This is a genomic window from Pseudomonas oryzihabitans (genome assembly GCF_032027545.1).
Lineage (GTDB): Bacteria > Pseudomonadota > Gammaproteobacteria > Pseudomonadales > Pseudomonadaceae > Chryseomonas > Chryseomonas oryzihabitans_F.
In genome coordinates, this window is record NZ_JAVSJB010000004.1 from 231,501 (window position 1) to 257,472 (window position 25,972).

At 67.7% G+C, this 25,972-nt stretch carries 24 protein-coding genes; 15 read left to right on the top strand and 9 right to left on the bottom strand.

The window, feature by feature from the left end; translation table 11 throughout:
- Window positions 1-6: 6 nt before the first annotated feature.
- Window positions 7-1,236, bottom strand: coding sequence for a nucleoside recognition domain-containing protein (locus RND78_RS08420; protein WP_312727689.1), 1,230 nt, complete (start codon window positions 1,234-1,236; stop codon window positions 7-9).
- A gap of 127 nt (window positions 1,237-1,363) precedes the next feature.
- On the opposite strand from RND78_RS08420, the gene RND78_RS08425 reads away from it, so the two are divergent.
- The 3 genes from RND78_RS08425 (at window position 1,364) to ubiA (ending at window position 3,483) form a co-directional block, all read left to right on the top strand.
- On the top strand, window positions 1,364-1,933 hold the full coding sequence (locus RND78_RS08425; RefSeq protein ID WP_312727691.1) for a DUF2780 domain-containing protein: 570 nt from the start codon (window positions 1,364-1,366) through the stop codon (window positions 1,931-1,933).
- Window positions 1,917-2,474 (top strand): chorismate lyase, encoded by a 558-nt coding sequence (locus tag RND78_RS08430; RefSeq protein WP_312727692.1) that lies wholly within the window; start codon window positions 1,917-1,919, stop codon window positions 2,472-2,474. Before RND78_RS08425 ends, RND78_RS08430 begins: the two co-directional genes overlap by 17 nt.
- Window positions 2,475-2,535: 61 nt before the next feature.
- Window positions 2,536-3,483 carry a 4-hydroxybenzoate octaprenyltransferase gene (gene ubiA, locus RND78_RS08435; RefSeq protein WP_312727693.1) on the top strand — a complete coding sequence of 316 codons (948 nt, stop codon included), beginning with the start codon at window positions 2,536-2,538 and terminating at the stop codon, window positions 3,481-3,483.
- Here ubiA and RND78_RS08440 read toward each other — a convergent pair.
- Both RND78_RS08440 and RND78_RS08445 read right to left on the bottom strand, forming a co-directional pair.
- Complete coding sequence (locus RND78_RS08440; protein ID WP_312727694.1) at window positions 3,468-4,448, bottom strand: DMT family transporter; 981 nt, start codon at window positions 4,446-4,448, stop codon at window positions 3,468-3,470. The two genes, ubiA and RND78_RS08440, sit on opposite strands and share 16 nt — an antisense overlap.
- A gap of 396 nt (window positions 4,449-4,844) precedes the next feature.
- Entirely contained in the window at window positions 4,845-5,786 is a 942-nt protein-coding gene (locus RND78_RS08445; RefSeq protein ID WP_312727696.1) for a LysR family transcriptional regulator, read from the bottom strand.
- A gap of 244 nt (window positions 5,787-6,030) precedes the next feature.
- Between RND78_RS08445 and RND78_RS08450 the strand changes: the two genes are divergently transcribed.
- From RND78_RS08450 to RND78_RS08465, 4 genes are read left to right on the top strand one after another with little or no spacing between them, the layout of a single operon-like run.
- On the top strand, window positions 6,031-7,533 hold the full coding sequence (locus RND78_RS08450; protein ID WP_312727698.1) for an efflux transporter outer membrane subunit: 1,503 nt from the start codon (window positions 6,031-6,033) through the stop codon (window positions 7,531-7,533).
- A complete protein-coding gene (locus RND78_RS08455) occupies window positions 7,530-9,686 on the top strand; it encodes an FUSC family protein (protein WP_312727701.1) in 2,157 nt (718 codons plus the stop codon). The genes RND78_RS08450 and RND78_RS08455 overlap by 4 nt, the downstream gene beginning before the upstream one ends.
- The gene (locus RND78_RS08460; protein WP_058761794.1) at window positions 9,676-9,876 is read left to right on the top strand and encodes a DUF1656 domain-containing protein; all 201 of its coding nucleotides are present in this window, start codon (window positions 9,676-9,678) and stop codon (window positions 9,874-9,876) included. The genes RND78_RS08455 and RND78_RS08460 overlap by 11 nt, the downstream gene beginning before the upstream one ends.
- 10 nt (window positions 9,877-9,886) lie before the next feature.
- Window positions 9,887-10,786, top strand: a complete 900-nt coding sequence (locus RND78_RS08465) for an HlyD family secretion protein (RefSeq protein WP_312727703.1) — start codon at window positions 9,887-9,889, stop codon at window positions 10,784-10,786.
- A gap of 323 nt (window positions 10,787-11,109) precedes the next feature.
- Here the strand turns inward: RND78_RS08465 and RND78_RS08470 are convergent, their stop codons facing one another.
- Genes RND78_RS08470 through RND78_RS08480 form a run of 3 tightly spaced genes read right to left on the bottom strand, consistent with a single transcriptional unit; the run spans window position 11,110 to window position 11,790 of the window.
- Window positions 11,110-11,271 carry a DUF1328 domain-containing protein gene (locus RND78_RS08470; RefSeq protein WP_007160206.1) on the bottom strand — a complete coding sequence of 54 codons (162 nt, stop codon included), beginning with the start codon at window positions 11,269-11,271 and terminating at the stop codon, window positions 11,110-11,112.
- A gap of 29 nt (window positions 11,272-11,300) precedes the next feature.
- A complete protein-coding gene (locus tag RND78_RS08475) occupies window positions 11,301-11,525 on the bottom strand; it encodes a hypothetical protein (protein ID WP_312727705.1) in 225 nt (74 codons plus the stop codon).
- A 10-nt stretch (window positions 11,526-11,535) separates the two neighbouring features.
- Window positions 11,536-11,790: a hypothetical protein gene (locus tag RND78_RS08480; RefSeq protein WP_059228505.1), complete on the bottom strand. Its 255-nt coding sequence runs from the start codon at window positions 11,788-11,790 to the stop codon at window positions 11,536-11,538.
- A gap of 445 nt (window positions 11,791-12,235) precedes the next feature.
- Here RND78_RS08480 and algB point away from each other — a divergent pair, with 445 nt between their 5' ends.
- The gene (algB, locus tag RND78_RS08485) at window positions 12,236-13,585 is read left to right on the top strand and encodes a sigma-54-dependent response regulator transcription factor AlgB (protein ID WP_312727707.1); all 1,350 of its coding nucleotides are present in this window, start codon (window positions 12,236-12,238) and stop codon (window positions 13,583-13,585) included.
- Window positions 13,582-15,372, top strand: coding sequence for an ATP-binding protein (locus RND78_RS08490; RefSeq protein WP_312727709.1), 1,791 nt, complete (start codon window positions 13,582-13,584; stop codon window positions 15,370-15,372). Before algB ends, RND78_RS08490 begins: the two co-directional genes overlap by 4 nt.
- A gap of 415 nt (window positions 15,373-15,787) precedes the next feature.
- On the opposite strand, the gene RND78_RS08495 is transcribed toward RND78_RS08490, so the two are convergent.
- Genes RND78_RS08495 through RND78_RS08505 form a run of 3 tightly spaced genes read right to left on the bottom strand, consistent with a single transcriptional unit; the run spans window position 15,788 to window position 19,081 of the window.
- On the bottom strand, window positions 15,788-17,260 hold the full coding sequence (locus tag RND78_RS08495) for an FGGY-family carbohydrate kinase (RefSeq protein ID WP_312727711.1): 1,473 nt from the start codon (window positions 17,258-17,260) through the stop codon (window positions 15,788-15,790).
- Between the two features lie 38 nt (window positions 17,261-17,298).
- Window positions 17,299-18,255 (bottom strand): transketolase C-terminal domain-containing protein, encoded by a 957-nt coding sequence (locus tag RND78_RS08500; RefSeq protein ID WP_312727714.1) that lies wholly within the window; start codon window positions 18,253-18,255, stop codon window positions 17,299-17,301.
- Window positions 18,245-19,081, bottom strand: a complete 837-nt coding sequence (locus RND78_RS08505; protein ID WP_312727717.1) for a transketolase — start codon at window positions 19,079-19,081, stop codon at window positions 18,245-18,247. Before RND78_RS08505 ends, RND78_RS08500 begins: the two co-directional genes overlap by 11 nt.
- A gap of 338 nt (window positions 19,082-19,419) precedes the next feature.
- Here RND78_RS08505 and RND78_RS08510 point away from each other — a divergent pair, with 338 nt between their 5' ends.
- From RND78_RS08510 to RND78_RS08535, 6 genes are all read left to right on the top strand, one after another.
- Window positions 19,420-20,415, top strand: coding sequence for an ABC transporter permease (locus RND78_RS08510; protein ID WP_409457027.1), 996 nt, complete (start codon window positions 19,420-19,422; stop codon window positions 20,413-20,415).
- A 56-nt stretch (window positions 20,416-20,471) separates the two neighbouring features.
- A complete protein-coding gene (locus RND78_RS08515; protein WP_312727719.1) occupies window positions 20,472-21,404 on the top strand; it encodes a sugar ABC transporter substrate-binding protein in 933 nt (310 codons plus the stop codon).
- A 101-nt stretch (window positions 21,405-21,505) separates the two neighbouring features.
- On the top strand, window positions 21,506-23,011 hold the full coding sequence (locus RND78_RS08520; protein ID WP_312727721.1) for a sugar ABC transporter ATP-binding protein: 1,506 nt from the start codon (window positions 21,506-21,508) through the stop codon (window positions 23,009-23,011).
- Between the two features lie 14 nt (window positions 23,012-23,025).
- A complete protein-coding gene (locus RND78_RS08525) occupies window positions 23,026-23,790 on the top strand; it encodes an SDR family oxidoreductase (RefSeq protein ID WP_312727723.1) in 765 nt (254 codons plus the stop codon).
- Window positions 23,791-24,032: 242 nt separating this feature from the next.
- Entirely contained in the window at window positions 24,033-24,833 is an 801-nt protein-coding gene (locus RND78_RS08530) for an SDR family oxidoreductase (RefSeq protein WP_312727726.1), read from the top strand.
- 174 nt (window positions 24,834-25,007) lie between these two features.
- On the top strand, window positions 25,008-25,958 hold the full coding sequence (locus tag RND78_RS08535; RefSeq protein WP_312727729.1) for a sugar-binding transcriptional regulator: 951 nt from the start codon (window positions 25,008-25,010) through the stop codon (window positions 25,956-25,958).
- Window positions 25,959-25,972 lie beyond the last annotated feature (14 nt).

Here is a 25,972-nt window from a genome sequence, read left to right on the forward strand (position 1 = left end):
CTGCTCTCAGCCGAAGAACCAGTAGCAGACCAGGATCGAGGCCGTCACCCCGGTGAATTCCGCCAGCAGGGCGCAGCCCACCGCGTGGCGAGCACGCTGGATGCCCACCGCGCCGAAGTACACCGCCAGCACATAGAAGGTGGTTTCGGTACTGCCCTGGATGGTGGCCGCCACCAGCGCCGGGAAGCTGTCCACGCCGTGGGTCTGCATGGTCTCGATCAGCAGGGCGCGGGCGGCGCTGCCGGAGAAGGGCTTGACCAGGGCGGTGGGCAGGGCCTCGACGAAACGAGTGTCCCAGCCGAGATAGGTCACTGCGTGGCGGATGCCTTCGAGGATGGCCTCCAGGGCACCGGAGGCACGCAGCACCCCTACCGCGCAGAGCATGGCCACCAGATAGGGCAAGAGCGACTTGGCGACGTCGAAGCCTTCCTTGGCGCCTTCGACGAAGGCCTCGTAGACCTGCACCTTGCGCAGCGCGCCGAGGATCATGAAGGCCAGGATGATGCCGAACAGGGTGAGGTTGCCGAGCAGCGACGACAGCCCGGCCAGCGCCGTGGCGGTCAGGGTGAAGAGAAAGGCGACGAAGGCGCCGAAGGCCAGGGCGCCGCCGCCGATCCAGGCCAGCACCACCGGGTCCCAGAGCTTCAGGCGCTGCATGAAGGCCACCGACAGCAGCCCCACCAGGTTGGCGCAGGTGTGCGCCAGCAGGATCGGCAGGAACACCAGGGTCGGGTCCGGCGCGCCTTGCTGGGCGCGGTACATGAAGACGGTGACCGGCAGCAAGGTCAGCGAGGAGGCGTTGAGCACCAGGAACAGGATCTGCGCATTGCTCGCCGTGGTGCTGCTCGGGTTGAGCTCCTGCAGGGCGCGCATGGCCTTGAGGCCGATGGGGGTGGCGGCGTTGTCCAGGCCCAGGCCGTTGGCGGCGAAGTTGAGGGTGATCAGCCCCAGCGCCGGATGGCCGCGCGGCACCTCGGGCATCAGGCGGGCGAACAGCGGGCCGAGCAGCCGCGCCAGGGCGTCCACCAGGCCGGCCTTCTCGGCGATGCGCAGGATGCCGAGCCAGAGCGTCAGGGTGCCGAACAGGAGCACCATGACCTCCACCGACAGCTTGGCCATGGCGAACAGGCTCTCCACCATGGCGGCGAAGACCCCGGCGTTGCCGGCTACCAGCCACTGCCCGAAGGCGCTGATCCCGGCGACGATGAAGAAGCCCAGCCACAACCCGTTGAGCATCGGTGTTCTCCCGGCAAAACGGCGATGATAACCGCAGCGTCGGGTCCGCGCAGGGACGCCGTTCAGTCTGCGGTCATCGCCGCCGGGTTATCCTGTGACCTTTCAAGAAAATCGCTGGAGTCCGCTCATGCGTCTGCCCCTTCTCGCCCTGCCGCTGGTGCTCGCCGCCAGCCCGGTGTTCGCCTTCAATCTCAACGACGCCGTCAACGCCTACAACAGTGCCAATGGCAACAACAACGCCAAGGCCACCGCCGCCGCGGCCGCCACGCCCCAGGCCCAGGGCCTACTGCAGGCCCTGACTACCCAGCTCAACGTCACCCCGCAACAGGCGGTGGGCGGCACCGGCGCCCTGCTCGGCCTGGCCAAGAACCAGCTGGTGGGCAACGACTACAGCCAGCTGGCCAAGGCGGTGCCGGGGCTGGACCAGCTCGCCGGCGCCAACGCCGCGGGCGGTCTGGCGCAACTCGGCGGCCTGGGCAATCTGCTCGGCGGCGGTGGCCAGGATGCCAAGCAGAGTCCGCTGGGTAGCCTGCTGGGTTCGGTCGACAGCCGCCAGGACGTCGACAAGACCTTCAACGCCCTGGGCATGAACAGCGGCATGACCACCCAGTTCGCCCAGGTGATCCTGGGTTACCTCGGCAAGCAAGGCACCCAGCCCTCCCTGCTGAGCACCCTGGGCAATGTCTGGGGCCTGTGACGGCGCACCACGCTGGCTGACCCGCGCGGCGGCCAGCACGGAGCCGGACTGTGCCGAGGCGCCACTGGGCTGGCTCTACGCCGACCGGGGCTCCCTCACCGAACGGCTCACCGCCCTCAGCGACGACCACTTCGCCGTCGAGGTGATCGCCGAGGGCTGGCAAGCGCTGCGCCCGGACGAGTGCCAGGCCTTGGACGTTCCCCTGGCCAGCCCTGGCTGGGTCCGCGAGGTCTGGCTACGCGGCAAGGGGGAAGCCTGGGTGTTCGCCCGCAGCGTGGCGGCGCGCGAGGCCCTGGAGGCGGCCGACTTCGACCTGGCGGCGCTGGGCGATCGCCCGCTCGGCCACTGGCTGTTCCAGGCGCCGGCCTTCGTCCGCGGGCCGCTGGAGGCCTGTCGCTATCCCCAGGCCTGGCTGCCCGAGAATACCGAGTCCACGGCCTGCTGGGCCCGCCGCTCGGTGTTCCGCCGCGCGCCCTTGGCGATCCTGGTGAGCGAGGTATTCCTGCCGGCGTTCTGGCCCCACGCCGAACACGAGTCCTGATCGCTCCATCGCCGCGGCAGGGCCCTTATAATCGCCGGGCCCTTCGCCATGCAGCCGTCCGATGAAAAAGAAAGCTTCCCGCCCCCGTGATCGCCGCCCTGTCGCACCGCGCACCCCCGAACCCAGCGCCCGGGTCATCGCCACGCGCCCGCGCAGCGAACGTATCCGCGACTTCGTCCAGCTCACCCGGCTGGACAAGCCCATCGGCATCTACCTGCTGCTCTGGCCGACCCTCTGGGCATTGTGGATCGCCGCCGAAGGCGTGCCGAGCCTGAAGAACCTGGTGATCTTCGTGCTCGGCGTGGTGCTGATGAGATCGGCCGGCTGTGTGATCAACGACTTCGCCGATCGCCACTTCGACGGCCACGTCGCCCGCACCAAGCAGCGCCCCCTGGCCACCGGCCGGGTCACGCCCAAGGAGGCGCTGATCCTCTTCGCCGCCCTGGTGCTGGTCAGCTTCGGCCTGGTGCTCTGCACCAACGCCACCACCGTCTGGCTGTCCTTCGGCGCCCTCGGCGTGGCGGCGCTCTACCCCTTCATGAAGAGATACACCTACTACCCCCAGGCGGTACTGGGCGCGGCCTTTTCCTGGGGCATGCCCATGGCCTTCACCGCCGAGACCGGCCAGTTACCGGCAGCCGCCTGGCTGCTGTTCGTCGCCAACGTGATCTGGACGGTGGGCTACGACACCTACTACGCCATGGCCGATCGCGAGGACGATCTGAAGATCGGGGTGAAATCCACCGCCATCCTGTTCGGCGACGCCGACCGGGTGATCATCGCCACCCTGCAGGGCCTGACCCTGCTCTGCCTGGCGCTGGCCGGCGGCCGCTTCGGCCTGGGCCTGCCCTTCTACCTGGGCCTGGTCGCGGCGGCGGGCTGCTTCGCCTGGGAGTTCCACGCCACCCGCCATCGTGAGCCGCTGGTGTGCTTCAAGGCCTTCCTGCACAACCACTGGGCGGGCCTGGCGATCCTCTTGGGGATCATCGCCGACTACGGGCTGCGCTGAGCCGGAGTGCCCTCGGCGGCGTCGGCCACCACCTCCGGCAGCGCCTCGGGCTGTGGCGCCGGTACCGGCTTGGCCTTGGCGCTCTTGCGGCTCTGCTGCCAGGCCACCGCCAGGCCACTGGCGCAGATGATGAGGATGCCGACCAGCGCGCCGCCGTCCGGCACGTGGCCGAAGACGAAGTAGCCGATGATGCCGGCGGTGACGATCTGGCCATAGCTGAAGGGCGCCAGCAGTGCCGGCGGCGCATAGCGGAAGGCCTGGGTCAGCAGCAGGTGGCCGGACATGCCGAAGAAGCCGAGCAGCGCCAGCATGAAGCCATGGGTCAGTGTAGGGATCTCCCAGAAGAAGGGCACCACGCTGCTCAGCACCAGGGTATTGATGATGCCGGTGAGGAAGTTGCTGGTGGTGGGGCTATCGATGCCGCTGAGCAGCCGCGTCAGCAACTGGTAGAGGCCGAAGCACACCGCCGAGCAGACCGGCAGGAGCACTGCCGGGGTGAACAGCTGGCCGCCCGGCCGGACGATGATCAACACCCCGACGAAGCCGGCCAGTACCGCGGCCCACTGACTGCGGGTGACCCTTTCCTTGAGCAGCGGCACCGACAGCGCCGTTACCATCAGCGGGGCGAGGAAGTTGACCGCCGTGGCCTCGGCCATTGGCAGATAGCGCAGCCCGGTGGTGAAGAACAGGCTGCAGCCGATCAGGCACAGTGCCCGCAGCACCTGCAATCCGGGTCTCTTGGTACGGATCACCGCCAGGCCCGAGCGGGGAATGAAGATGCCCATCATCAGCAGGGTGTGGGAGAGGTAGCGCGCCCAGACCACCATGACCACCGGATAGAAACCGGACAGGTACTTGGAGAGGGCATCGTGGGAAGCGAACAGCCAGACCGCCAGGCAGATCAGGGCGATACCCTTGAGCGGCTGGTCGGCGAATCTCAGAGTGGGTCCTGCTGGGGCGCTCATTGGACTCCCGTGGCGCTTTGAGTCTGTTCAACGCCTGCTGCGCGTCGGCCAAACGGCGTTGAAAATGTCTTCGGAATGCTCATTTACCCTTTGTAAACTCCGCTTCCTCAGCCATTTTTGCCCTGTTTGCCTCTAGCTCGCGAGATTTGAACAAACTCTGACGGCGGTCCGCGACCGCCTGCATGATCCGGCCGTCCTGCACGGCGGTCCGTCGGCGAGACCGCCGACTCGGGACATGGACCTCGACGACCGCGGAGCGTGCCGGGAGGAAGCCGTCCTGTCGCCCCTAGGACCGCGATACCGGGCGATATTTCAATAGCTTACTAACTATGACCGCGGCCTAACCGCCGTCTCCCCGAGCTTAGTCCAACCGCCCCGCGAAGCTCAATGCGATTGTCAGACAAGTCCGCTGGCGGCGCGCACCACGGCTTCGTCCGCCGCCAGCGCCTGGGGGATCTGCTCGCGCAGGTAAGCGACCCAGGTCTTGATCTTGGCATCCAGGTATTGCCGCGAGGCATAGAGGGCGTAGGCGTTGAGGCGTTGCAGGCGATAGGCCGGCAGCACCCGTACCAGGCTGCCGTCGCGCAGGCCGTCCACCGCCGAATAGATCGGCAGCACGCCGATGCCCAGGCCCTGGCGCAGGGCCTCGGTCATGGCGTCGCCCACATTGACCTGGAAGGGCGTCTCGCCGAGGCGGAAGGTTTCCAGTCCGTTGGGCCCCTCGAAGTTCCAGCGGTCGAAGGACACCACCGGGCTGATGAATCTCAGGCAGGCATGGTTGGCCAGTTCCGCCGGGGTCTGCGGTTGGCCGTGCTCCGCCAGGTAGGCGGGCGAGGCGCAGAGGATGCTGTAGGTCTGGCCGATCTGCTGGGAGACGAAGCCGGAGTCGGGCAACTCGGCGGCGACCACGATGGCCAGGTCGAAGCCCTCTTCCAAGAGATCCGGAATGCGATTGGCCATGGTCAGGTCGAAGCGCACCTCGGGATGCAGCTTGCGATAGCCCGCGACGGTACGGATCACGTAGTGCTGGCCGATACCGGTCATGCTGTGCACCCGCAGCCGGCCTTCCGGCCGGGCCTGGGCATGGCCCGCCTCGGCCTCGGCCTCCTCGACGTAGGCGAGGATCTGCTCGCAGCGTGCCAGGTAGCGCTGGCCGGCCTCGGTCAGCGCGATGCGTCTTGTCGTCCGGTGCAGCAAGCGCGTGCGCAGGTGGGTTTCCAGGTGGGCCACCGCCCGGGAGACGTGGGCCGTGGTGGTCTGCAGCGTCTGGGCCGCACCGGTGAAGCTGCCGCTTTCCACCACGGCGACGAAAACGCGCATGTTGTGCAGGGTGTCCATGCCGCCTCGACAGTCTGACGAAAGTGCCATTCTCCACATTATTTCAGTATGTGAAACAAAGATTCGCTGGCTGATGCCCTAATCGGCCCACCGAGAATTTTATAGAATCGTTAGCATCCTAATGGTAATCCCGCCCGGCCGTTCGCCTGCGGGATGCCCGCTTCGCGCTCCAGCCCATTCCGCCGTCCTGCTCGCGCCACCGGCGCCACCCCAGGGACGGCCTCGTTGCAAACGGACCCCCCACGTGCCGCCTTCCCCTTGCAGAGGATGGCCCGCGCTGGCGGTGGTCGCTCTGGCGACCCTGCTGGCCGGGTGCATCAGTACCGGTCATAACGCGCCCCAGGCGCAGCGTCTCGACGATCAGGCCCTGGCCACCGATGCCGCCATCCAGGCCGCCGCACGCCAGGCGGCCTGGCCCGAGCGCCAATGGTGGCGCGCCTATGGCGATGCCCAGCTGGATGCCTGGATCGCCAGCGCCCTGGCCGACAACCCCCGCTTGGCCACCGCCGCCGCCCGGGTGCGCCGCGCCGAATCCCTGGCCGGCCTGGCGGAATCCCGCGAAGCCTTGCAGGTAGAGGCCAAGGGCGCCTTCAAGCGCTACAGCTGGCCCACCGACGGCTTCTACGGTCCCGGTGAGCTGGCCGACCGCACGACCTGGAACAACAACGCCGAGCTGGGGCTGAGCTACGCCCTGGACTTCTGGGGCCGCGAGCGCGATGCCAGCACCCAGGCCCTGGACCAGGCCCACCAGGCCGCCGCCGAGGTACGCGCCGCCGAACTGGAGCTGGCCGGCAACATCGTCCGTACCTACATCGGCTTCGCCCTGCACCACGACCAGCGCGACATCCTCGCCGCCACCCTGGAACAACAGCGCCAGCTGGCCGCCCTGGCCCAACGGCAACTGGACGGCGGCCTCGGCACCCAGTTCGAGGTGAGCCAGGCCCGCGCCCTGCTACCCGAGACCGAGCGCCAGCTGGAAGCCCTGGACGAGACCCTGGCGCTGGATCGCAACCAGCTCGCCGCCCTGGCCGGCAAGGGCCCGGGTGCCGGCGCCGCCCTGCAACGCCCACGCCTGACCCTGGGCGCGGCGCCGCGGCTGCCCAGCGCCCTGCCGCTGGAACTGGTCGGCAAGCGCCCCGACGTGGTCGCGCGCCGCTGGCAGATCGCCGCAGCGGCCAAGGGCGTGGACGTCGCCCGCGCCAGCTTCTATCCCAACGTCGACCTGGTGGCCAACGTCGGCCAGTTCCTCACCCTGGGCCGCCTCAGCGAGATGCTGACCCACGCCAAGACCGGCTCCTTCATAGGTCCCGCGTTCTCCTTGCCTATCTACGACGGCGGTGCCCTGCGCAGTCGCCTCGGCGCGGAATCGGCGGCCTACGACCTGGCCGTCAGCGCCTACAACCAGACCCTGGTGGACGCGCTCAAGGATGTCTCCGATGCCCTGATCAAGGCCGACTCGACCGCCAGGCAGGCCACCCTCGCCGACCAGGCCAGCGAGGAGGCCCGGCGCACCTACGACATCGCCCGCGAGGCCTTCCGCCGCGGCCTGACCGACTACCTGCACGTGCTCGATGCCCAGACCCGGCTGTTCGCCCAGCAGCGCGTCACCGCCCAGGTGCACGCCCGGCGCCTGGCCGCCCAGGCCGATGCCCTGGTCGCCCTCGGCGGTGGCGCGGCGCTGGAGCCTAGTCCCGCCGACCAGGACCTGGTACCGGCCCGCGTGGCCGTCGAACGGGCGGCTCGATGAGCGCCAGCGCCGCCACCGCCTCGCCGCTACGCCAGGCCCTGGGCGCCTGGGCGCGCAGCGACGGCAGCCTCTGGCTGTACCAGGCCAAGGTGCTGCTCGCCGCCAGCCTGACCCTCTGGCTGGCCATGCGCCTGCAGCTGCCGCACCCCAGCTCGGCGGTGATCACCGTGTTCATCGTCATGCAGCCGCAGAGCGGCCAGGTGCTGGCCAAGAGTTTCTACCGGGTGCTGGGTACCCTGCTGGGACTGGCGGTGATGCTGGTGCTGATCGCCTTGTTCGCCCAGGAGCGGGTACCCTTCCTGATCTTCCTGGCGCTGTGGATAGGTCTCTGCGTGGCCGGCTCGGCGCGCTACCGCGACTTTCGCAGCTACGCCTGCATGCTGGCCGGCTACACCGCCGCCCTGATCGGTATTCCCGCGGCGCTGAACGCCGATACCGCCTTCATGTCGGCAGTGATGCGGGTGCTGGCCATCACCCTGGGGGTGCTCTGCAGCGGCGCGGTGAGCGCGGCGGTCTTTCCGCAGACCAGCACCACGGCCATGCGCACGGCGCTCCATCGGCGCATGGGCGTCTTCTCCGGCCTGGCCGCCGATGTGCTGCGCGGCCGCCTCGACCGCGCCACCCTGGAAGCCGCCGGGGTGCGCCTGGCCGCCGAAGCGGTAGGGCTGGAGAGCCTGCGCAGCGCCACCGCCTTCGAAGACCCGCACATGCGCATGCGCAGCGGGCGTTTGGCGCGCCTCAATGCCGAGTTCATGGGCCTCACCACCCGCCTGCATGCCCTGAGCCGGCTGCTGATGCGCCTGCGCGAACGCGAGGCCGAGGTGCCTTTGCAGGCGCTGGAACGCCTCTGGACGCCGCTGCTCGAATGCTTCGAGGAATGGCGCGGTCAGTCCCTCAGCGATCGCGCGGCACCGGCGGCGGCCGCACGGCTGGAGGCCCTGCACCAGGCCCTGCGCCCCCGCATCCGCGCCCTGCGCGCCGAACTGCCACCGCTGAGCGAGCTGGACCGGCGGGATTTCGAGACCGCGGTGGAGCTGCTCTTCCGCTTCACCGGCCAATGGCATGCCTATCTGCAGACCCATGTCTCCCTGGCGGCGCCGCGGCATAGTCGCGAACAGTGGAAGCCGCGCTTCGTGGCCAAGGCCAATGCCTTCGGCGCGGCGGTCACCGGGATTCGCAGCGCCTTCCTGGTGCTGGTGCTCGGCGCCTTCTGGATCGCCAGTGCCTATCCCAGCGGCGGCATGCTAGCGCTCAACGCGGCGGCCGTCTCGGCGCTGGCCTCGGCCTCGCCCGATCCCAAGCGCACCGCCCTGCAGATGGCCGTCGGCGCCAGCGGCGGGGTGCTGCTGGGCTTCTTCCTGACCTTCTTCGTCTTTCCCTGGATCGCCGGCCTGCCACTGTTGCTGCTGGCCCTGGCGCCGGTGTTCATGCTCGGCACCTGGCTCTCCTTGCGCCCGGGCTGGCTGGGCTACGGCCTGGGCTGCCTGGTGTTCTTCTGCTTTACCTCGATCCCCGACAATCCGCCGGTCTACGATGCCTACGCCTTCATCAACAACGGCATCGCCGTGGTGCTGTCGATGGTGATCACCGCGGCGGTCTCGGCGGTATTGCTGCCGCCCAACAGTCCCTGGCTGTGGCGGCGCCTCGAGCGCGACCTGCGCCAGCAGCTGGTACGGGCAGTGAGTGCACCGCTGCCCCATTTGGCCCCGACCTTCGAGGGCCAGACCCGCGACCTGCTCAACCAGGCCTATGGCGTCAGCGCCGGCCGGGGCGAGGCCCAGCGACGGCTGATCGGTTGGGCCTTCAGCGTGCTGGAGATCGGCCACGCGGTGATCGAGCTGCGCCAGCTGCAGGCGCGGCTGCCCGCGGCGCCGCACTATGCCGAGCACAGCCCCTGGCGCCAGGCCATCCGTGTGCTCGGTCGCGCCCTGGTGCGGCTCTTCCTCAAGCCCGACGCGGAGAACCTGCGCCGCGCCCTGGCGGCGGTGGAAGCGGCCCTCACCGCCGTGAGCGCAGTGACCGAAGCGCCAGAATTGCCCTACGACGAATCGCCCCTGCGCCAGGTGCAGAGCGACCTGAATTTCATCCGCAGCGCCCTGCTCGATCCCCAGGGGCCCCTGGCCCGCTACCAGGAGACCACCCATGCCGCGTGAAATCGCCTTCCACGGCCTCTACCTGCCCACCGTGACGGTGCTGTTCCTGGTCGCCGCCCTGCTCGCCTGGGCGCTGGACCGGGTGCTCGCCGCGGTGGGGCTCTATCGCCTCGTCTGGCATCCGGCGCTGCTGCGCCTGGCCCTCTTCACCTGCCTCTACTGCGCCCTGGCGCTGTGCGTCTATCGCTAGGACTTTTGCCATGATCCTCAAGAAACTCTTCGGCGTGCTCTTTACCCTGCTGGTGGTCGCCCTGGCCTTGATCCTCGGCCGGCTGCTCTGGGTGCACTACATGAACGATCCCTGGACCCGCGACGGCCGGGTGCGCGCCGAGGTCATCACCATCGCCCCCGACGTCGCCGGGCTGGTCACCGAGATCGCCGTGCGCGACAACCAGTGGGTGAACAAGGGTGACCTGCTGCTGCAGATCGATCCGGAACACTACGAGATCGCCGTCCACCAGGCCGAAGCCACGGTCGCCGCGCGCAAGGCCACCCTGGCCATGCGCCAGCAGAATGCCCGTCGCCGCGCCGACATCGACAGCCTGGTGGTTTCCCGCGAGAACCGCGAGGATGCCAGCGCCGCCGCCCTGGCCGCCGAGGCGGATCTGCGCCAGGCCCAGGCCCAGTTGGAAGCGGCGCGCCTCAACCTCAAGCGCACCCGGGTACTGGCGCCGGTCGACGGCTACGTCACCAACCTGTCGGTGTTCAAGGGCGACTATGCCGCCGCCGGCGCACCCAAACTGGCCGTCATCGATGCCCATTCGTTCTGGGTCTATGGCTACTTCGAGGAAACCAAGCTGCCCCATGTGCAGGTGGGCGCCGCCGCCGAGATGCGCCTGATGAGTGGCCAGGTCCTGCATGGTCACGTGGAAAGCATCGCCCGTGGTATCTACGACCGTGACAACCCGCAAAGCCGTGAACTCACCGCCGACGTCAATCCCACCTTCAACTGGGTGCGCCTGGCCCAGCGGGTACCAGTGCGCATCGCCCTCGATCCCCTGGAGGATGGGGTGCTGCTGGCCGCCGGGACCACCTGCACGGTGGTACTGGAAGACGTCCGCGGCGAGCGTTCCTGGTGGGATGCCTTCTGGCAGGGCTGAGCGGTTTTCCAGCGCGCGGTGCCTTCCGAGCGCCTAAAACGACGACACCCCTGACGTCGGCAGACCTCGGCAATGGCCCAAGTCGGTCGAATTCAGGGGTGTAGTCGTATCCAGCCCAGTCCGCTACGAGTGCGAAGGTACTCCCTGTACCCTTGGAACGCGCCCTTACTGCAGAGCGTCCCGACCTTGTGGCCCTTGCGTCTCTTCGGGTGAGACGACTTCGAGGTTGTCAATTGAACCGGCTTAAAGCTGCAGTTCGATGACAGCGCCTCGGCTACCGGTCGTCACGACCGGTAGCCTGTCCAGCCTTCAGGAAGCTGGCGTCAGGGACGCCGACGACCCATGAAGAAGGACACCACGAACAGCACCAGGAACAGCACGAAGAGGATCTTGGCGATACTGGTGGCGGTACCGGCAATGCCACCGAAACCCAGGACGCCTGCGATGATGGCGATGATCAGGAAAGTGATAGCCCAGCTCAGCATGGTGTTTCTCCTATTTATTGCAAGTGCACTCAGCGGACGACAGCACCTGTCCAGCGAGCAGTGGTTGTAGTAGCGATATCCTGGGTGTCCAGACTCGCCATCCGTGGTTCCACATCGGTTACTTCAAGATCTATACCGTTGAGGTTGTGCGTCTGGTTGAGCGCGCGACCCATCATCAAGGCGCTGAGCAACATCCCGACACTCACGACCGCGGCTGCGATGAACAACGAAATCAACAGCAGCATCCAGGCCATGGCCATCTCCTCAGAACACCCAGCGGGTCTGCTTTACCAGACGGTCACCGTTGGACTGTGCGGGGATGGCCTTGAGTTCCCCACGACCTTGGCTCGCCAGCGGTTTGGCTGCAGGGACCATGGCCTGGGCGGCGATGCGGGTGGAGTCGATGAGTGCCTGCTCGCGGCTGACGTCCTGCCCCTGGGGAGCGGCGACGGCGGCGCTGGCGAAGCAAGCGAAGAGCGCAGTACCTACCAAGTGCTTGCGAAGGGTCTGGCTGATCATCGGGTCTCTCCTGCATTCCGTGGGCCCTCGTGGGGCCGGCTTGCAAGGGAGATTGCAGACTGCGTGCCAGCTTTTTAGAAATAAAATATTACTTATAAATCAATAACTTAATACTTTTCGACGAGTACTAGGAACTTGCACCTTGCAAGGTGCAACGCCTGGAGCATTGCGTTTTGCATGATGCTTGACGGCCACGGCTGGCCTGTCAGCACCCGGAATCAGCTATCACGAGGGAAGGCGTGGGCGAGAAGCGGCCATTTTTTGCCTTGAACGCTCTTTCGGTAGCGTTCCTGGCGCAAGGATTGCGTTCTGCACGACCGCTCCTAGCGTGCGCTCTCGATCTCCACCGGTCCTACGGATTGCAACTTGCACGATGTATCATGGACTAACTGCCAGCTCTGTCCTTTCGCGCGTGTCGGCCTGCGGGCCCGGAGTCTTTCCCGTCATGGAACAAACCAGCGGTCGCATCCTGCTCGTGGACGACGAAGCCGCCATCCTGCGTACCTTCCGCTTCTGCCTGGAGGACGCCGGCTACAGCGTCGCCACCGCCAACAGCGCCGCCCAGGCCGAAGCCCTGTTGCTGCGGCAGGTCTACGACCTCTGCTTCCTCGACTTGCGCCTGGGCGCGGACAATGGCCTGGACGTGCTCCAGCAGATGCGCATCCAGGCACCCTGGATGCGGGTGGTGATCGTCACCGCCCACTCGGCCATCGACACCGCCGTGGATGCCATGCAGGCCGGGGCCGCCGACTACCTGGTGAAACCCTGCAGCCCGGACCAACTGCGCATGGCCGCGGCCAAGCAGCTGGAATTCCGCCAGCTCTCGGCGCGCCTGGAGGCCCTCGAAGGCGAGGTGCGCAAGTCCAGCGCCGGCCTCGACTCGCGTAGCCCGGCGATGATGAGCATCCTCGAGACCGCGCGGCAGGTCGCCACCACCGACGCCAACGTACTGATCCTTGGCGAATCCGGTTCCGGCAAGGGCGAACTGGCCCGCGCCATCCATGCCTGGAGCCGCCGCGCCAAGAAGACCTTCGTCACCATCAACTGCCCGTCGCTGTCCGCGGACCTGATGGAAAGCGAAATGTTCGGCCATACCCGCGGTGCCTTCACCGGCGCCAGCGAGAGCACCCTGGGCCGGGTCAGCCAGGCCGACGGCGGCACCCTCTTCCTCGACGAGATCGGCGACTTTCCCCTGGCCCTGCAGCCCAAGCTGCTGCGCTTCATCCAGGACAAGGAATACGAGCGCGTCGGCGATCCGGTGACCCGCCGCGCCGACGTGCGCATCCTCGCCGCCACCAATCGCAACCTGGAGCAGATGGTGGCGGAAAACGAATTCCGCGAAGACCTGCTCTACCGCCTCAACGTCATAGTGCTCACCCTGCCGCCACTGCGCGAGCGCAAGGAAGACATCGTCGACCTGGCCGAGCGCTTCCTCGCCCGCTTCGTCAAGGACTACAACCGTCCCGCCCACGGCTTCAGCGAGGCGGCGCTGGAAGCCCTGCGCAGCTACGGCTGGCCGGGCAACGTGCGTGAGCTGCGCAACGTCATCGAGCGGGCCAGCATCATCTGCGGCCAGGACCTGGTGGACGTCAACCACCTGGGCCTGGGCGACGGTCCGACCCCCAACGGTGCTGCCAGCGCGCCGCGGGTCGGCGAGGCGCTGAGCCTGGAGGCCCTGGAACGCGCCCACATCGCCGCGGTGATGGCCACCAGCGAAACCCTCGACCAGGCCGCCAAGACCCTGGGCATCGATGCCTCCACGCTGTATCGGAAACGCAAGCAGTACGGGCTATGAAACTGCCGATCAAGCTGCACACCCGCCTGTTCCTCAGTATTTCCGCCCTCATCGCCGTGGCCCTTATCGGACTATTGGTGGGACTGGTGAGCGTCCTGCACCTGGCCCGCGAGCAGAGCGTGCAGACGCGCAGCAACCTGGACTTCATCAACCTGACGCTGAACATGCGCCAGGAACTGAGCAACAGCCTGTTCCAGATGCTCGACGGGGCGCCCGATCCCCAGTCGCTGATGGCGGCCCAGCAGCGCTTCGAACGGTACCTGCAGCTGGTCGAAGGCCAGATGCGCAAACCCGAGCAGCGCGTCATCCTGGAGGACGTCAAGCAGCGCTACCAGCGCTTCGCCAACTATCTGCGCTCACCGCCCACGAGCTATGGCGAGTTGCGTGCCGACCGGGGTTTCCAGGAGACCCTCAACGCGCTGCGCACCCGCATCTACGATCTGCAGCGCAGCTACGTGGTCACCCTGGAGCGCATGCAGGACGAAGCCCACGACCGGGCGGTGATCATCGCCCTGCTGCTGGCGCTGATCGGCGTGGCCATCCTGGTCACCGGGGTGGTGACCGCCAACGGCATCGCCAAGCGCTTCACCGGCCCCATCGACGGCCTGGCCAAGGCCGCCGAACGCATCAGCCAGGGCAACTTCGACGTCCAGCTGCCCACTTCGCAGATCGCCGAGTTCACCCTGCTCAGTCGGCGCTTCGGCAACATGGCCCAGGCCCTGCACCGTCTCAGCCAGACCAACGTCGAAGCCCTGGTGGCCGGTCAGCGACGCCTGCAGGCAGTGCTCGACAGCATCGACTATGGCCTGGTGATCCTCGATCCCCAGGGCAATATCGAACACGCCAACCCGGTGGCCTGTCGCCAGCTCGGCTGGAACGAGAATCACCTGGGCGAATCCCTGATCGCGGCCCTGGAACGCCCGGAGATCGAGGCGAGCCTGCAGCGCGTGCTCGCCGGCGGCGCCCTGAATGCGGCGCCCGAAGACCTGGAGATCCGCGTCGACGACGAGGTGCGGCTGCTGGCCTGGAGTCTGACCCCGGTCAACCACGCCGATGGCCGCAGCGTCGGTGCGTTGATGGTGCTGCGCGACGTCACCGAACAGCGCGCCTTCGACCGGGTACGCAACGAATTCGTCCTGCGCGCCTCCCATGAGCTGCGCACCCCGGTCACCGGCATGCACATGGCCTTCGGGCTGTTGCGCGAAAGACTCAAGGTGGCGCCCGAGTCCCGCGAGGCCTATCTGCTGCAGACGGTGGACGAGGAAACCCATCGCCTGGTGCAGCTGATCAACGACCTGCTGGACTATTCCCGTCACCAGAGCGGTCTGCAGCGCCCGGAAAAGCTGCCGATCGAGATCGGCGACCTGCTCGAAGAGGCCCGCGCCCGCCATGCCGACGAGGCCCGCGAGCGCGAGGTCGAGTTGACGGTGGAGTTGCTGCACACCCCGCTGCCGCGGGTCAGCCTGGACCCCAGGCAACTCGGACGGGTGTTCGACAACCTGCTGAGCAACGCCCTGCGCCACACCCCGGCGGGGGGCCGTATCGTCATCCAGGCACTGCGTCAGAACGACCAGCTGCTGATGGCGGTGCAGGACAACGGCGAAGGCATCGCCTATGCCCAGCAGGGCCGGGTGTTCGAGCCTTTCGTGCAGATCGGCAGCCAGAAGGGCGGCGCCGGCCTGGGCCTGGCACTCTGCAAGGAAATCATCCGCCAGCACGGCGGCCGCATCGGCGTGGTGTCCCGCCCGAGCCAGGGCACCCAGATCTTCATGACCCTGCCGACCTGAGCCAGGCGGCACGCCGGTTGATTGCGATCTTGCTTGGGCTGATGGCGATCAACGCCCGCACAGACAGCCCCCTCTCCCCCTAGGAGAGGGTTGGGGAGAGGGAGTCTCTTGCCTCGATGTCCCGGTGGAAAAGGCTGCGCCGTTTTCCACGCTACAGGGCTGAAGACGAACATCCGCTCGAAGCGCCCCCTCTCCCTCCGAGAGAGGGCTGGGGTGAGGGAAACCCTCGCGGCGAACTCCCCGTGGAAAAGGCTACGCCGCTTTCCACGCTACGGTGCGGAGCCCGGCGGAATCGCGGCCATGGCGGTCCGCCGATGCGGCCGCTCCTACAGAAACGGGAATGCACTGTAGGAGCGGCCCATGGCCGCGATTGGGTTACGCATCAGCGGTCGCGCTAAAGACCGTTGCGCCTTGTTTACAGCAGCGTCCGCGCCAGCGCCTGGCGCCAGCCGGCGTACAGCTCGGGCATGGCCTTGGCACGCGGCTCGTAGCGGCGCCGAGGGCGGTCGAGATCGGCCAGGGCCGCCGCGTCCTGCCACCAACCCAGCGCATGGCCGGCCAGGTGGGCGGCGCCCAGGGCCGAAACCTCCGGCGACAGGCTGCAGATCACCGGGCGCTGGAGCAGATCGGCCTGGAACTGCAGCAACCATTCGTTGCGCGTGGCGCCACCGTCCACCCAGAGCTCGTCCAGGGGCGTCGGGCTGTCCTGCTGCATGGCGTCGAAGACATCGCGAATCTGGTAGGCGATGGCCTCCAGCGCCGCTCGCATCAGGTGCGCCCGGCCGCAGCTCTCGGTGAGACCGCAGAACAGTCCACGCGCCTCGGCCCGCCAGTGCGGCGCCCCGAGACCGCCCAGCGCCGGGACGAAGTAGACGCCACCGTTGTCCGGCAGCGCCGCGGCCTCGGCGGCCAGGGCCTCCAGCTCGCCAGCGTCGCCCAGCAGCCGCGCCGTCCAGCCCACGGCGGCGCCGGTGTGGACGATGTTGCCTTCCAGGGCATAGGTCGGGGTATCACCCAGACGCCAGGCCAGGGTGGTGGCCAGGCCGTGGGCGGACACCACCGGCGCGGCGATGGGGGTCATCAGCGAAGAGCCGGTGCCCAGGGTGGCCTTGACCTTGCCCGGGACGAAACCGCCCTGGCCGAACAGGGCCGCGTGGGAGTCGCCGAGCATGGCCAGGATCGGCAGACCGCCCGGCAAGGCGCCCTGGGCACGCGTCTCGCCGAAGCAGCCGGCGCTGGGCCGGATCTCCGGCAGCGCCGCGCGGGGAATGTCGAACAGCTTGAGCAGTTGCTCGTCCCAGGCGCCACCGCGCAGGTCGAGCAGCTGGGTACGGGCGGCATTGGCCGCATCGATGAGGAAATGGGCGCCGCCGCTGAGCTGCCAGAGCAGCCAGCTGTCCACGGTGCCCAGGCAGATCTCGCCAGCCGCGGCACGGGCCGTACCGTTGGGAATGTGGTCGAGCAGCCAGCGCCATTTCCCGGCGGAGAACATCGGGTCCAGCGCCAGGCCGCTGCGCTCGCGGATCAGCTCGCCGTGGCCGGCGGCATGCAGGGCCTCGCACTGCGGCTGGGATCTCTTGCACTGCCAGCTCACCAGCGGACCGAGCAACTGGCCGCTGCTGCGCTCCCAGGCCAGGGCGGATTCACGCTGGTTGCTGATGGCGATGGCCGCCAGGGGCGCATCCACCAGGGCCAGGCAGTCGCCGATGGCGCCCTGCAGGGCCTGCCAGATCGCCAGGGGGTCCTGCTCGGCATAACCCGCCTGCGGATGCTGGACGCTGAGCGGCCGGGAACCACGGGCCACGACGCGGCCGGCGCGATCCACCAGGATCGCCTTGGCATTGGTGGTGCCCTCGTCGAGGGCGAGGATCAGCGGTTCGGCGGCCATGGCAGCTCCTGTTGTTCTTGTAGTCCTGCGCTTGCGGCTCAGCGCAGCCGCTGTACCGCGGCGACGATACCAGCGGCATCGATGCCGTGCTTGGCGCGGGTCGGCCCGCGGGCCCCGGCGGACGCATACTCGCCGTCGGCAATGCCCAGGCGAATCAGCGGCACGCCCAGGGCAGCCTCGGCCATGACCTCGGCGACCAGGCTGCCCAGGCCGCCGTTGGCATTGTGCTCTTCCACCGTGACCACTCCACCGCGGGCGGCGCAGAGGGCTTCCAGCAGGGCCTCGCGCTGCAGCGGACGGATCGACGACAGGTTGATCACCTGGGCGCTGATGCCCTGCTCGGCCAGCAACCGGGCGGCGTCGACGGCCTCGTGGACCACCGACCCCAGGGCCACCAGGCTGACGTCGTGACCCTGGCGCAGCACATCGACCTGGCCAGGGACGAAGCGGTAGTCGGGGCCGTGCAAGTCGGGCAGCGCCTTGCCGTCGAGGCGGACATAGACCGGGCCGTCATGGGCCAGGGCGTGCTCGACGATCTGCCGGCATTCGCTGCCATCGGCCGGCGCGTAGATTTCCACATGGCCGAAGCCGCGCATCACGGCGATGTCGTCCAGGCTGTGGTGGGTGCTGGCCAGGGGACCGTAGCTGGCGCCGGCATTGAGACCGAACATCTTGACGTTGGACCTGTTGTAGCAGACGTCCACCTTGACCTGCTCGTTGGCCCGGGAGATCAGGAAGGGCGCGGCGTTGCAGGTCACCGCCACCTTGCCAGCGAGGCCCAGGCCGGCGGCCACCCCGACCAGGGTCTGTTCGGCGATGCCGACGTTGACCAGGCGCTCGGGGAAGCGTTTGACGAAGGGGCCGATCTTGGCCGTGGAGGTGGAGTCGCTGACCACCGGCACCAGGTCGACGCCGGCGTCCACCGCGGCGATGAAGGCCTCGACCATGACGCTGGCGAGATGGGCTTCGCCCGGGGTCTGGGTATCAGTGGCCATGGTCGAGCTCCTCCAGCGCAGCGGCGATCTCGTCGCCCTTGGGCACCCGGTGGTGCCATTCGGGTTTGCCCTCGATGAAGGAAACCCCCTTGCCTTTCACGGTGTTGGCGATCAGCACCTGGGGCTGGCCACGGTGTTCGCGTAGCGCCTCCAGAGTCTCTACCAGCTGGGCGACGTCGTTGCCATCGCACTCGACGACATGGAAGCCGAAGGCGCGCCACTTCTCGGCCAGGGGTTCCAGCGGCAGGATCTCGGCGGTGAGGCCAGCCAGCTGCAGGCGGTTGTGGTCGACGATCACCGTGAGGTTGTCCAGTCGGTACTTGGCGGCGGTGAGGGCCGACTCCCAGTTGGAGCCTTCGCCCAGCTCGCCGTCGCCGGTCAGCACATAGACGCGGCGCGGGCTGCCATCACGCTGGGCGGCCAGGGCGATGCCGGTGGCCACGGGCAGGCCGTGGCCGAGGGCGCCGGTGTTGAGTTCGATGCCGGGGGTCTTCTGCCGCACCGGATGGCCCGGCAGGTGGGAGTCGAAGTGCTGGTAGGTGTCGAGCCATTCCGGCGGAAAGTAGCCGGCTTCCGCCAGGCAGCAGTAGAGTCCGCCGACGCCGTGGCCCTTGCTCTGGATGTAGATGTCGCGCTGGGGATCGGCGAGGCGTTGCGGGGCGACGTCGAGCAGGCGGAAGTAGAGGGTGGCGAGGATGTCGGTCTCCGACAGATCGGCCCCGGTGTGGCCGCCCGCAGGCGAAGCGGCGTTGAGCTGGATGACGCGCCGGCGGATCAGCCGGGCCTTCTCGCGAATCTGCGCGACGTCGTACTGGAACGGATTCATCAGGCGACCCCCTCGGGTTATCCGAAGCTGCGATGGAGCAGACGCCTGCCGAGGTTTCAGTGGGCGTCTTATGAATATTTATTCGTCACTGAAAATATATTTATCATTTAGACCCCATTCCGGGAGGTCGTCAATAGCCATCGACAGACCTCTTTCGGCTGATCGAGCGGGTAGGATGGGCGGCTGGCAAAGGGATTGCCGAGCGCATCTCCTTCCAGAGGACGTAGCGAAAAGGCGCTTGACTTCCATTCGGAACAGGCGGAGTCTGAATTAAAAATCAGGCACGCATAAATATTCAAGCGGGCCGCACACAAGAACAATAACCGCAGGAGAAGCTCGTGGACGCCAAAGCCCCGACCGCCTCGCCACCCGCCAAGCCCCTCACTCGCCTGGCCTTGCGCCTACCGCGTAACGTCGGCGGCCCGCTGATTGGCCTGGCGCTGTTGATCGCCGTGTTCTCCTTTGCCTCGGAGTACTTCTTCTCCGTCCGCAACGCCCTCAACATCCTCGACCAGGTGACCGTGCTCGGCATCCTCGCCATCGGCATGACCCTGGTCATCGTCATCGGTGGCATCGACCTTTCGGTGGGCTCGGTGCTGGCTTTCTCCATGATGCTGCTGGGTTGGCTCTACCAGGACATCGGCTGGTCCCTGGGGCTGGCGATTCCGGCCGCCATCCTCGGCGGCCTGGTCTGCGGCCTGGTCTCGGGATTGCTCATCGCCCGGGCGCGGCTACCCGCCTTCATCGCCACCCTGACCATGATGTCGGTGGCCCGGGGCCTGGCCAACATCCTTACCGACGGGCGCCAGATCGTCGGCTTCCCGGACTGGTTCACCAGCCTGGCCACGGTGCGCCACTTCGGCTTTCTATCCGTTACCGTCGGACTCTTCCTGTTGATGCTGTTGGTGGCCTGGGTCTTCCTGCGCTTTCGCGCGGGTGGCCGCAATCTCTACGCCATGGGCGGCAGCGCCGAGGTGGCGCGGCTGTCGGGCATCAAGGTGCGCACCCTCACGATCTGGATCTACGCCCTGAGCGGCGCCCTGGCAGGCCTCGCCGCGGTGGCCATGGCGGCGCGCCTGGACTCGTCCCAGCCCAGCGCCGGCCTGTCCCTGGAGCTGGATGCCATCGCCGCGGTGGTGATCGGCGGCGCCAGCCTCAGTGGGGGCGTCGGCAGCGTCGGCGGCACCCTGGTGGGCGTGCTCATCATCGGTGTGCTGCGCAACGGCCTGAACCTGCTGGGGGTCTCTCCCTTCGTGCAGCAGGTGATCATCGGCATCGTCATCGCCCTGGCCGTCACCCTGGATACCCTGCGCCGCCGTAACGGGCAGCGCTGAGTTCGACCCGCTTCGCGTAGACACCGCAGTACAACAATAACAACGGAGTGATTTCCATGCTGACCCCCAAGAAGCTGTTGCTCGGTACCCTGCTCGCCGCCATCACCTGCGCCGGTTCGGTCTCGGTCCAGGCCAAGGAAATGACCGTAGGCCTGGCCGTGGCCAACCTGCAGGCCGACTTCTTCAACCAGATCAAGCAGGCCGTCGAGGCCGAGGGCAAGGCCAAGGGCATCAAGGTGATCACCGTGGACGCCCAGGGCAACTCGGCGACCCAGGTCAACCAGATCCAGGACCTCATCACCCGCCAGGTCGACGCCCTGATCTACATCCCGGCCGGCGCCACCGCCGCCGGTGTCCCGGTCAAGGCGGCCAAGGCCGCCGGCATCCCGGTGGTGGCGGTGGACCGCAACGCCCCTGACGCCCCCGGCGACACCTTCATCGCCAGCGACAGCGTCGCCGCCGCCCGCACCCTGGCCGAGTACGTCGGCAAGGTCACCGGCGGCAAGGGTCGCGTTGCCATCCTCCAGGGCCAGATCGGCACCACCCCGGAGAACGACCGCGCCAAGGGCTTCGCCGAAGGCCTGGCCACCTTTCCCGAGCTGAAGGTGGTCGCCCAACAGCCCGCCGAATGGGCCCAGGACAAGGGCTTCGCCGTGGCCCAGGACATGCTCCAGCGCGATCCCAACATCACTGTCTTCTTCGGCCGTGCCGACGCCATGGCCCTGGGCGCCGCCCAGGCGGTCAAGGTGGCCAACCTCGATCATCCGGTGACCATCGTCGGCTTCGACGGCGACGTGGCCGGCCTCAAGGCCGTGGCTGCCGGCACCCTGTCCGCCACCATGACCCAGCAGACCCGCAAGATGGGCCGCCTGGCGCTGGAATCGGCGGTGGCGCTCAAGGAAGGCAAGCAACTGCCCAAGGAGCAGCTACAGGAGGCGATCCTGACCACCAAGGACAATGTCGCCCCCTTCATCGAGAACCATCCGTAAAGGTCCGACTGGCTAGCGGCGAGTAGTGCCCGCCGCGTCCACCACGCCTTCGGTGCCTCCCGAGCGCAGGCACCGCTTCTGCTCCCCCCTCGGAGGCCCCAATGTCCGCCGTCATGCCCCTGGAACAGCCCGCCGCCCTCAGCCTGAGAAACATCGGCAAGAAATACGCCGGCATCGAGGTACTGAGCGGGGTGGACGTCGACATCCAGCCCGGTGAGGTCCTGGCCCTGCTCGGCGAGAACGGTGCCGGCAAGTCCACCCTGTCCTCCATCATCGCCGGCCTGGTGCCGCCCGAGGCGGGGGGTCGCATGACCTGGCTGGGCCAGGACTACGCCCCGGCTTCCCCCGGCGCCGCCCTGGCGGCGGGCATCGGCCTGATCCACCAGGAAATCCGCCTGCTGCCGGAGCTGACCATCGCCGAGAACATGTTCGTCGGCCGCCTGCCCATGCGCGGCGGCCGCATCGATCGCACCTTCATGGAAACCGAGGCCCAGCGCCAGTTGGATCGTCTGGGGCTGAAGGTGCCCGCCACGCGCACCGTGGCGGGCCTGAGCGTGGCCGCTCAGCAACTGGTGGAGATCGCCAAGGCGCTCACCCTCAAGGCGCGCCTCCTGATCCTCGACGAGCCCACCGCGGCCCTCGGCGGGGAAGAAACCGAATTGCTGTTCGCCCAGGTCGAGCGACTCAAGGCCGAGGGCGTCTCCTTCATCTACATCAGCCATCGCCTGGAAGAGATCGCGCGGATCGCCGACCGGGTGCTGGTGCTGCGCGACGGCCGCCAGATCGCCCTGCACGCCACCGCCCAGGTACCGGTGCGGCAACTGGTGGAAGAGATGGTCGGCCGCAGCGTGGAACGCATCTTCCCGGCCATGGCCGCCCCCGCCGCCCGCGAGGTGCTCAGGGTCCGGGGCCTCAACTGTCGCGAGATGCCGCTCAAGGACATCGACTTCAGCGTGCGCGCGGGCGAAGTGTTCGGCGTGGCCGGGGTGGTTGGCGCGGGGCGTACCGAGCTGGTCCGCGCCATCGCCGGTGCCGCCGAGCAGGTCACCGGCGAACTGGTGCTGGAGGGCCAGGCCTGTCGCTTCGCCAGTCCCTACGACGCCATCCACGCCGGCATCGTGCTGGTCCCCGAGGATCGCAAGCAGCAGGGCGTGGTGGTCGACCACGCCATCGAGGAAAACCTCATCTATGGCAACACCGACCTGCTCGCCGCCGGCGGCTGGGTCTCCCCCGGCGGCCTGCGTGCCTTCGCCCGCAAGGCGGTCGCGCGCCTGGGCGTGAAGGGGCAGCCGGAACAGGCCATCGCCGCCCTCTCGGGTGGCAACCAGCAGAAGGTGATCATCGCCAAGTGGCTGGCGCGCAATCCCAAGGTCTTCATCCTCGACGAGCCCACCCGCGGCATCGACGTCGGCGCCCGCGCCGCCATCTACCAGGTGATCGCCGAACTGGCGGCCACCGGCATGGCGGTGATCGTGGTCAGCTCGGATCTCGACGAGGTCCTCGGCCTGTCGCATCGGGTCATGGTGATGAGCCGTGGCCAACAGATGGGCATTCTCGAACGTGAACAGGCCACCCCGGTGGCCGTGATGGAATTGGCTACCGCCTGACTAGGAGTTCTCTCATGCGTCTCTTCGATCTCGGCGGCCAGACCGCCTTCGTCACCGGTGCCGGCAGCGGCATCGGCCAGGCCATCGCCGTCGGGCTCGCCGAGGCCGGCGCCAACGTGGCCTGCTTCGACCTGCCCGGGAGCCGCGATCTGGCCGGTACCGTCGAGCGTATCCAGGCCCACGGCCGTCGTGCCCTGGCCCTGGAAGGCTCGGTGACCAGTGCCGCCGACCTGGCCGCCGCCGTGGTCCGTACCGAGGCCGAACTCGGCCCGCTGAGCCTGGCGGTCAACAGCGCCGGCATCGCCAACGCCCAACCCGCCGAGGAGCTGGAATTGGAGCGCTGGCAGCGCATGCTCGACATCAACCTCACCGGGGTGATGCTCAGCTGCCAGGCCCAGGCAAGGGTCATGCTGCCACGCGGGCGCGGCGCCATCGTCAACATCGCCTCCATGTCCGGCAGCATCGTCAACCGCGGTCTCTTGCAGGCCCACTACAACACCTCCAAGGCCGGGGTCATCCACCTGACCAAGAGCCTGGCGATGGAGTGGGCCGAGCGCGGCATCCGGGTCAACTGCATCAGCCCCGGCTACACCGCCACCCCCATGAACACCCGTCCGGAGGTGGCCGACCAGGTGAAGATCTTCGAGCAGACCACCCCGCTGGGCCGCATGGCCGAGGTGGAAGAGATGGTCGGCCCGGCGATCTTCCTCTGCAGCCCGGCCGCCTCCTTCTGTACCGGGGTGGATCTCATCGTCGATGGCGGCTTCGTCTGCTGGTAACACCTTTCACGATCTGCTGCGCGTCGGCCAAACGGCGTTGAAACGACCCTGGAAGGCCAGCCCCGTCGGAATGCTCATTTACCACGCGTAAACCCGAGCGCGGGTCCGATCCGCTTCCTCAGGTCTTTGATTCGCTGGCGCTCACCCTTCGGGCCAGCCGTTGGCTGTTACTCCCGTTGGTCGTTGCGCCTTGTTTGGCTCTAGCTCGCGAGATCGTGGCCTATAGCCCTAGGAGGTTTCACGTGGAACGTCGCTTCGCAGGTCAAACCGTAGTCATCACCGGCGGCTGCCGCGGCATCGGCGAGGGGATCGCCGAGCGCTTCGGGCGCGAGGGCGCCAACCTGGTACTGGTCTCCAACGCCGAGCGGGTGCATGACACCGCGGCGCGCCTGGCCACCGCCACCGGCGCCGAGGTGCTGCCGCTGGTGGTGGACATCACCGACGAGGCGGCGGTGGCCGACCTCTATGCCCAGGCCGAGGCGCGCTTCGGCCGCGTCGATGTCTCGGTGCAGAACGCCGGCATCATTACCATCGATACCTTCGATCGCATGCCGCGAGCGGACTTCGACCGCATCCTCCAAGTCAACACCACCGGCGTCTGGCTGTGCTGTCGCGAGGCGGCCAAGCGCATGGTGGCGGCCGGCCGGGGTGGACGCCTGATCAACACCAGCTCCGGCCAGGGTCGCCAGGGCTTCATCTACACGCCCCATTACGCGGCGAGCAAGATGGGCGTCATCGGCATCACCCAGAGCCTGGCCCACGAACTGGCGCGTCACGGCATCACGGTCAACGCCTTCTGCCCCGGCATCATCGAAAGCGAGATGTGGGACTACAACGACCGCGTCTGGGGCGAGATCCTCTCCACCCCCGAGAAAGGCTACGGCCAGGGCGAGCTGATGGCCGAGTGGGTCGGCAACATTCCCCTGAAGCGCGCCGGCACCCCTGCCGACGTCGCCGGCCTGGTGGCCTTCCTCGCGTCGGCGGACGCGGCCTACATCACCGGCCAGGCGATCAATGTGGATGGTGGCCTGATCATGTCCTGAGCGCCCCCTGGGCGTTCAGCCCGCAAAAGCCTTGGCGTCCAACGAGAGGCTGAGGGAAAATAGCGAGAAAATGCGCCCTTCTAACAGGTAAGTGCCTGCTTCTCGGCAGCTCGCCATGGCCAGGCCGGCCCGGCGAACCTGGGCGCAACCTAGCCGCTGGTACCGGGAATCTGGATGAGTAACCTCGAAGAACAACGCCTGCTGACCAAGATCGCCTCCCTCTACTACGAAGAAGGACTCAAGCAGTCGCAGATCTCCGAACAGCTCGACCTGTCGCAGTCCTTCGTCAGCCGCGCCCTGAGCCGGGCGCTCAAGGAAGGCATAGTGCGTATCTCGGTGCAGCGACCGCGCAACTTCCATCTGGAGCTGGAGCGCCAGCTGCAGCAGCGCTACGGTATTCGTCAGGCCATCGTGGTGGAGCCCACCGGTGACGACGAAGAGGCCATCAAGCAGGCCATCGGCTCGGCCGCCGCCCATTACCTGGAAACCAGCGTCACCGAGCAGGACCACATCGGCATCTCCTCCTGGAGTTCTACCATCCGCGCCATGGTCGGCCACATGCATCGCGGCAGCAGTCGCCAGGGCGCGACCGAAGTGGTGCAACTGCTCGGCGGGGTCGGCAACAAGGGCGCCTTCGAGGCCACCCTGCTGACCCAGCAACTGGCTAACCTGCTCGGCTGCCCAGCCTATCTGCTGCCTTCCCAGAGCATCGAGCAGTCTCCAGAGAGTCGCCAACGCATCCTGCAGCTGGACGAGGTCCGCGAAGTCACCGAACGCTTCGCCCGGCTCACCGTGGCCCTGGTCGGCATCGGCGAACTGGAGCCTTCGCAGCTGCTGCGCAACAGCGGCAACTACCACGGCGAAGCCATGCTGGAAGTGCTCGCCGCCCGTGGCGCGGTGGGTGACATCTGCCTGAGGTACTTCGACGCCCAGGGCCGCCCGGTGCTGGACGAGAGCGAGGAAACCGTGGTGTCGGTGGACCTGCCGCAACTGCTCGAGATCGACCGCGTGGTCGGCCTCGCCGGAGGCCTGCGTAAGGTCAATGCCATCCGCGGCGCCCTGCAGGGCGGCTACCTGGATGTCCTGGTGATCGACCTGCGCACCGCCCTGGCCCTGGTGCCCTGAGCGCACCGCGCAGT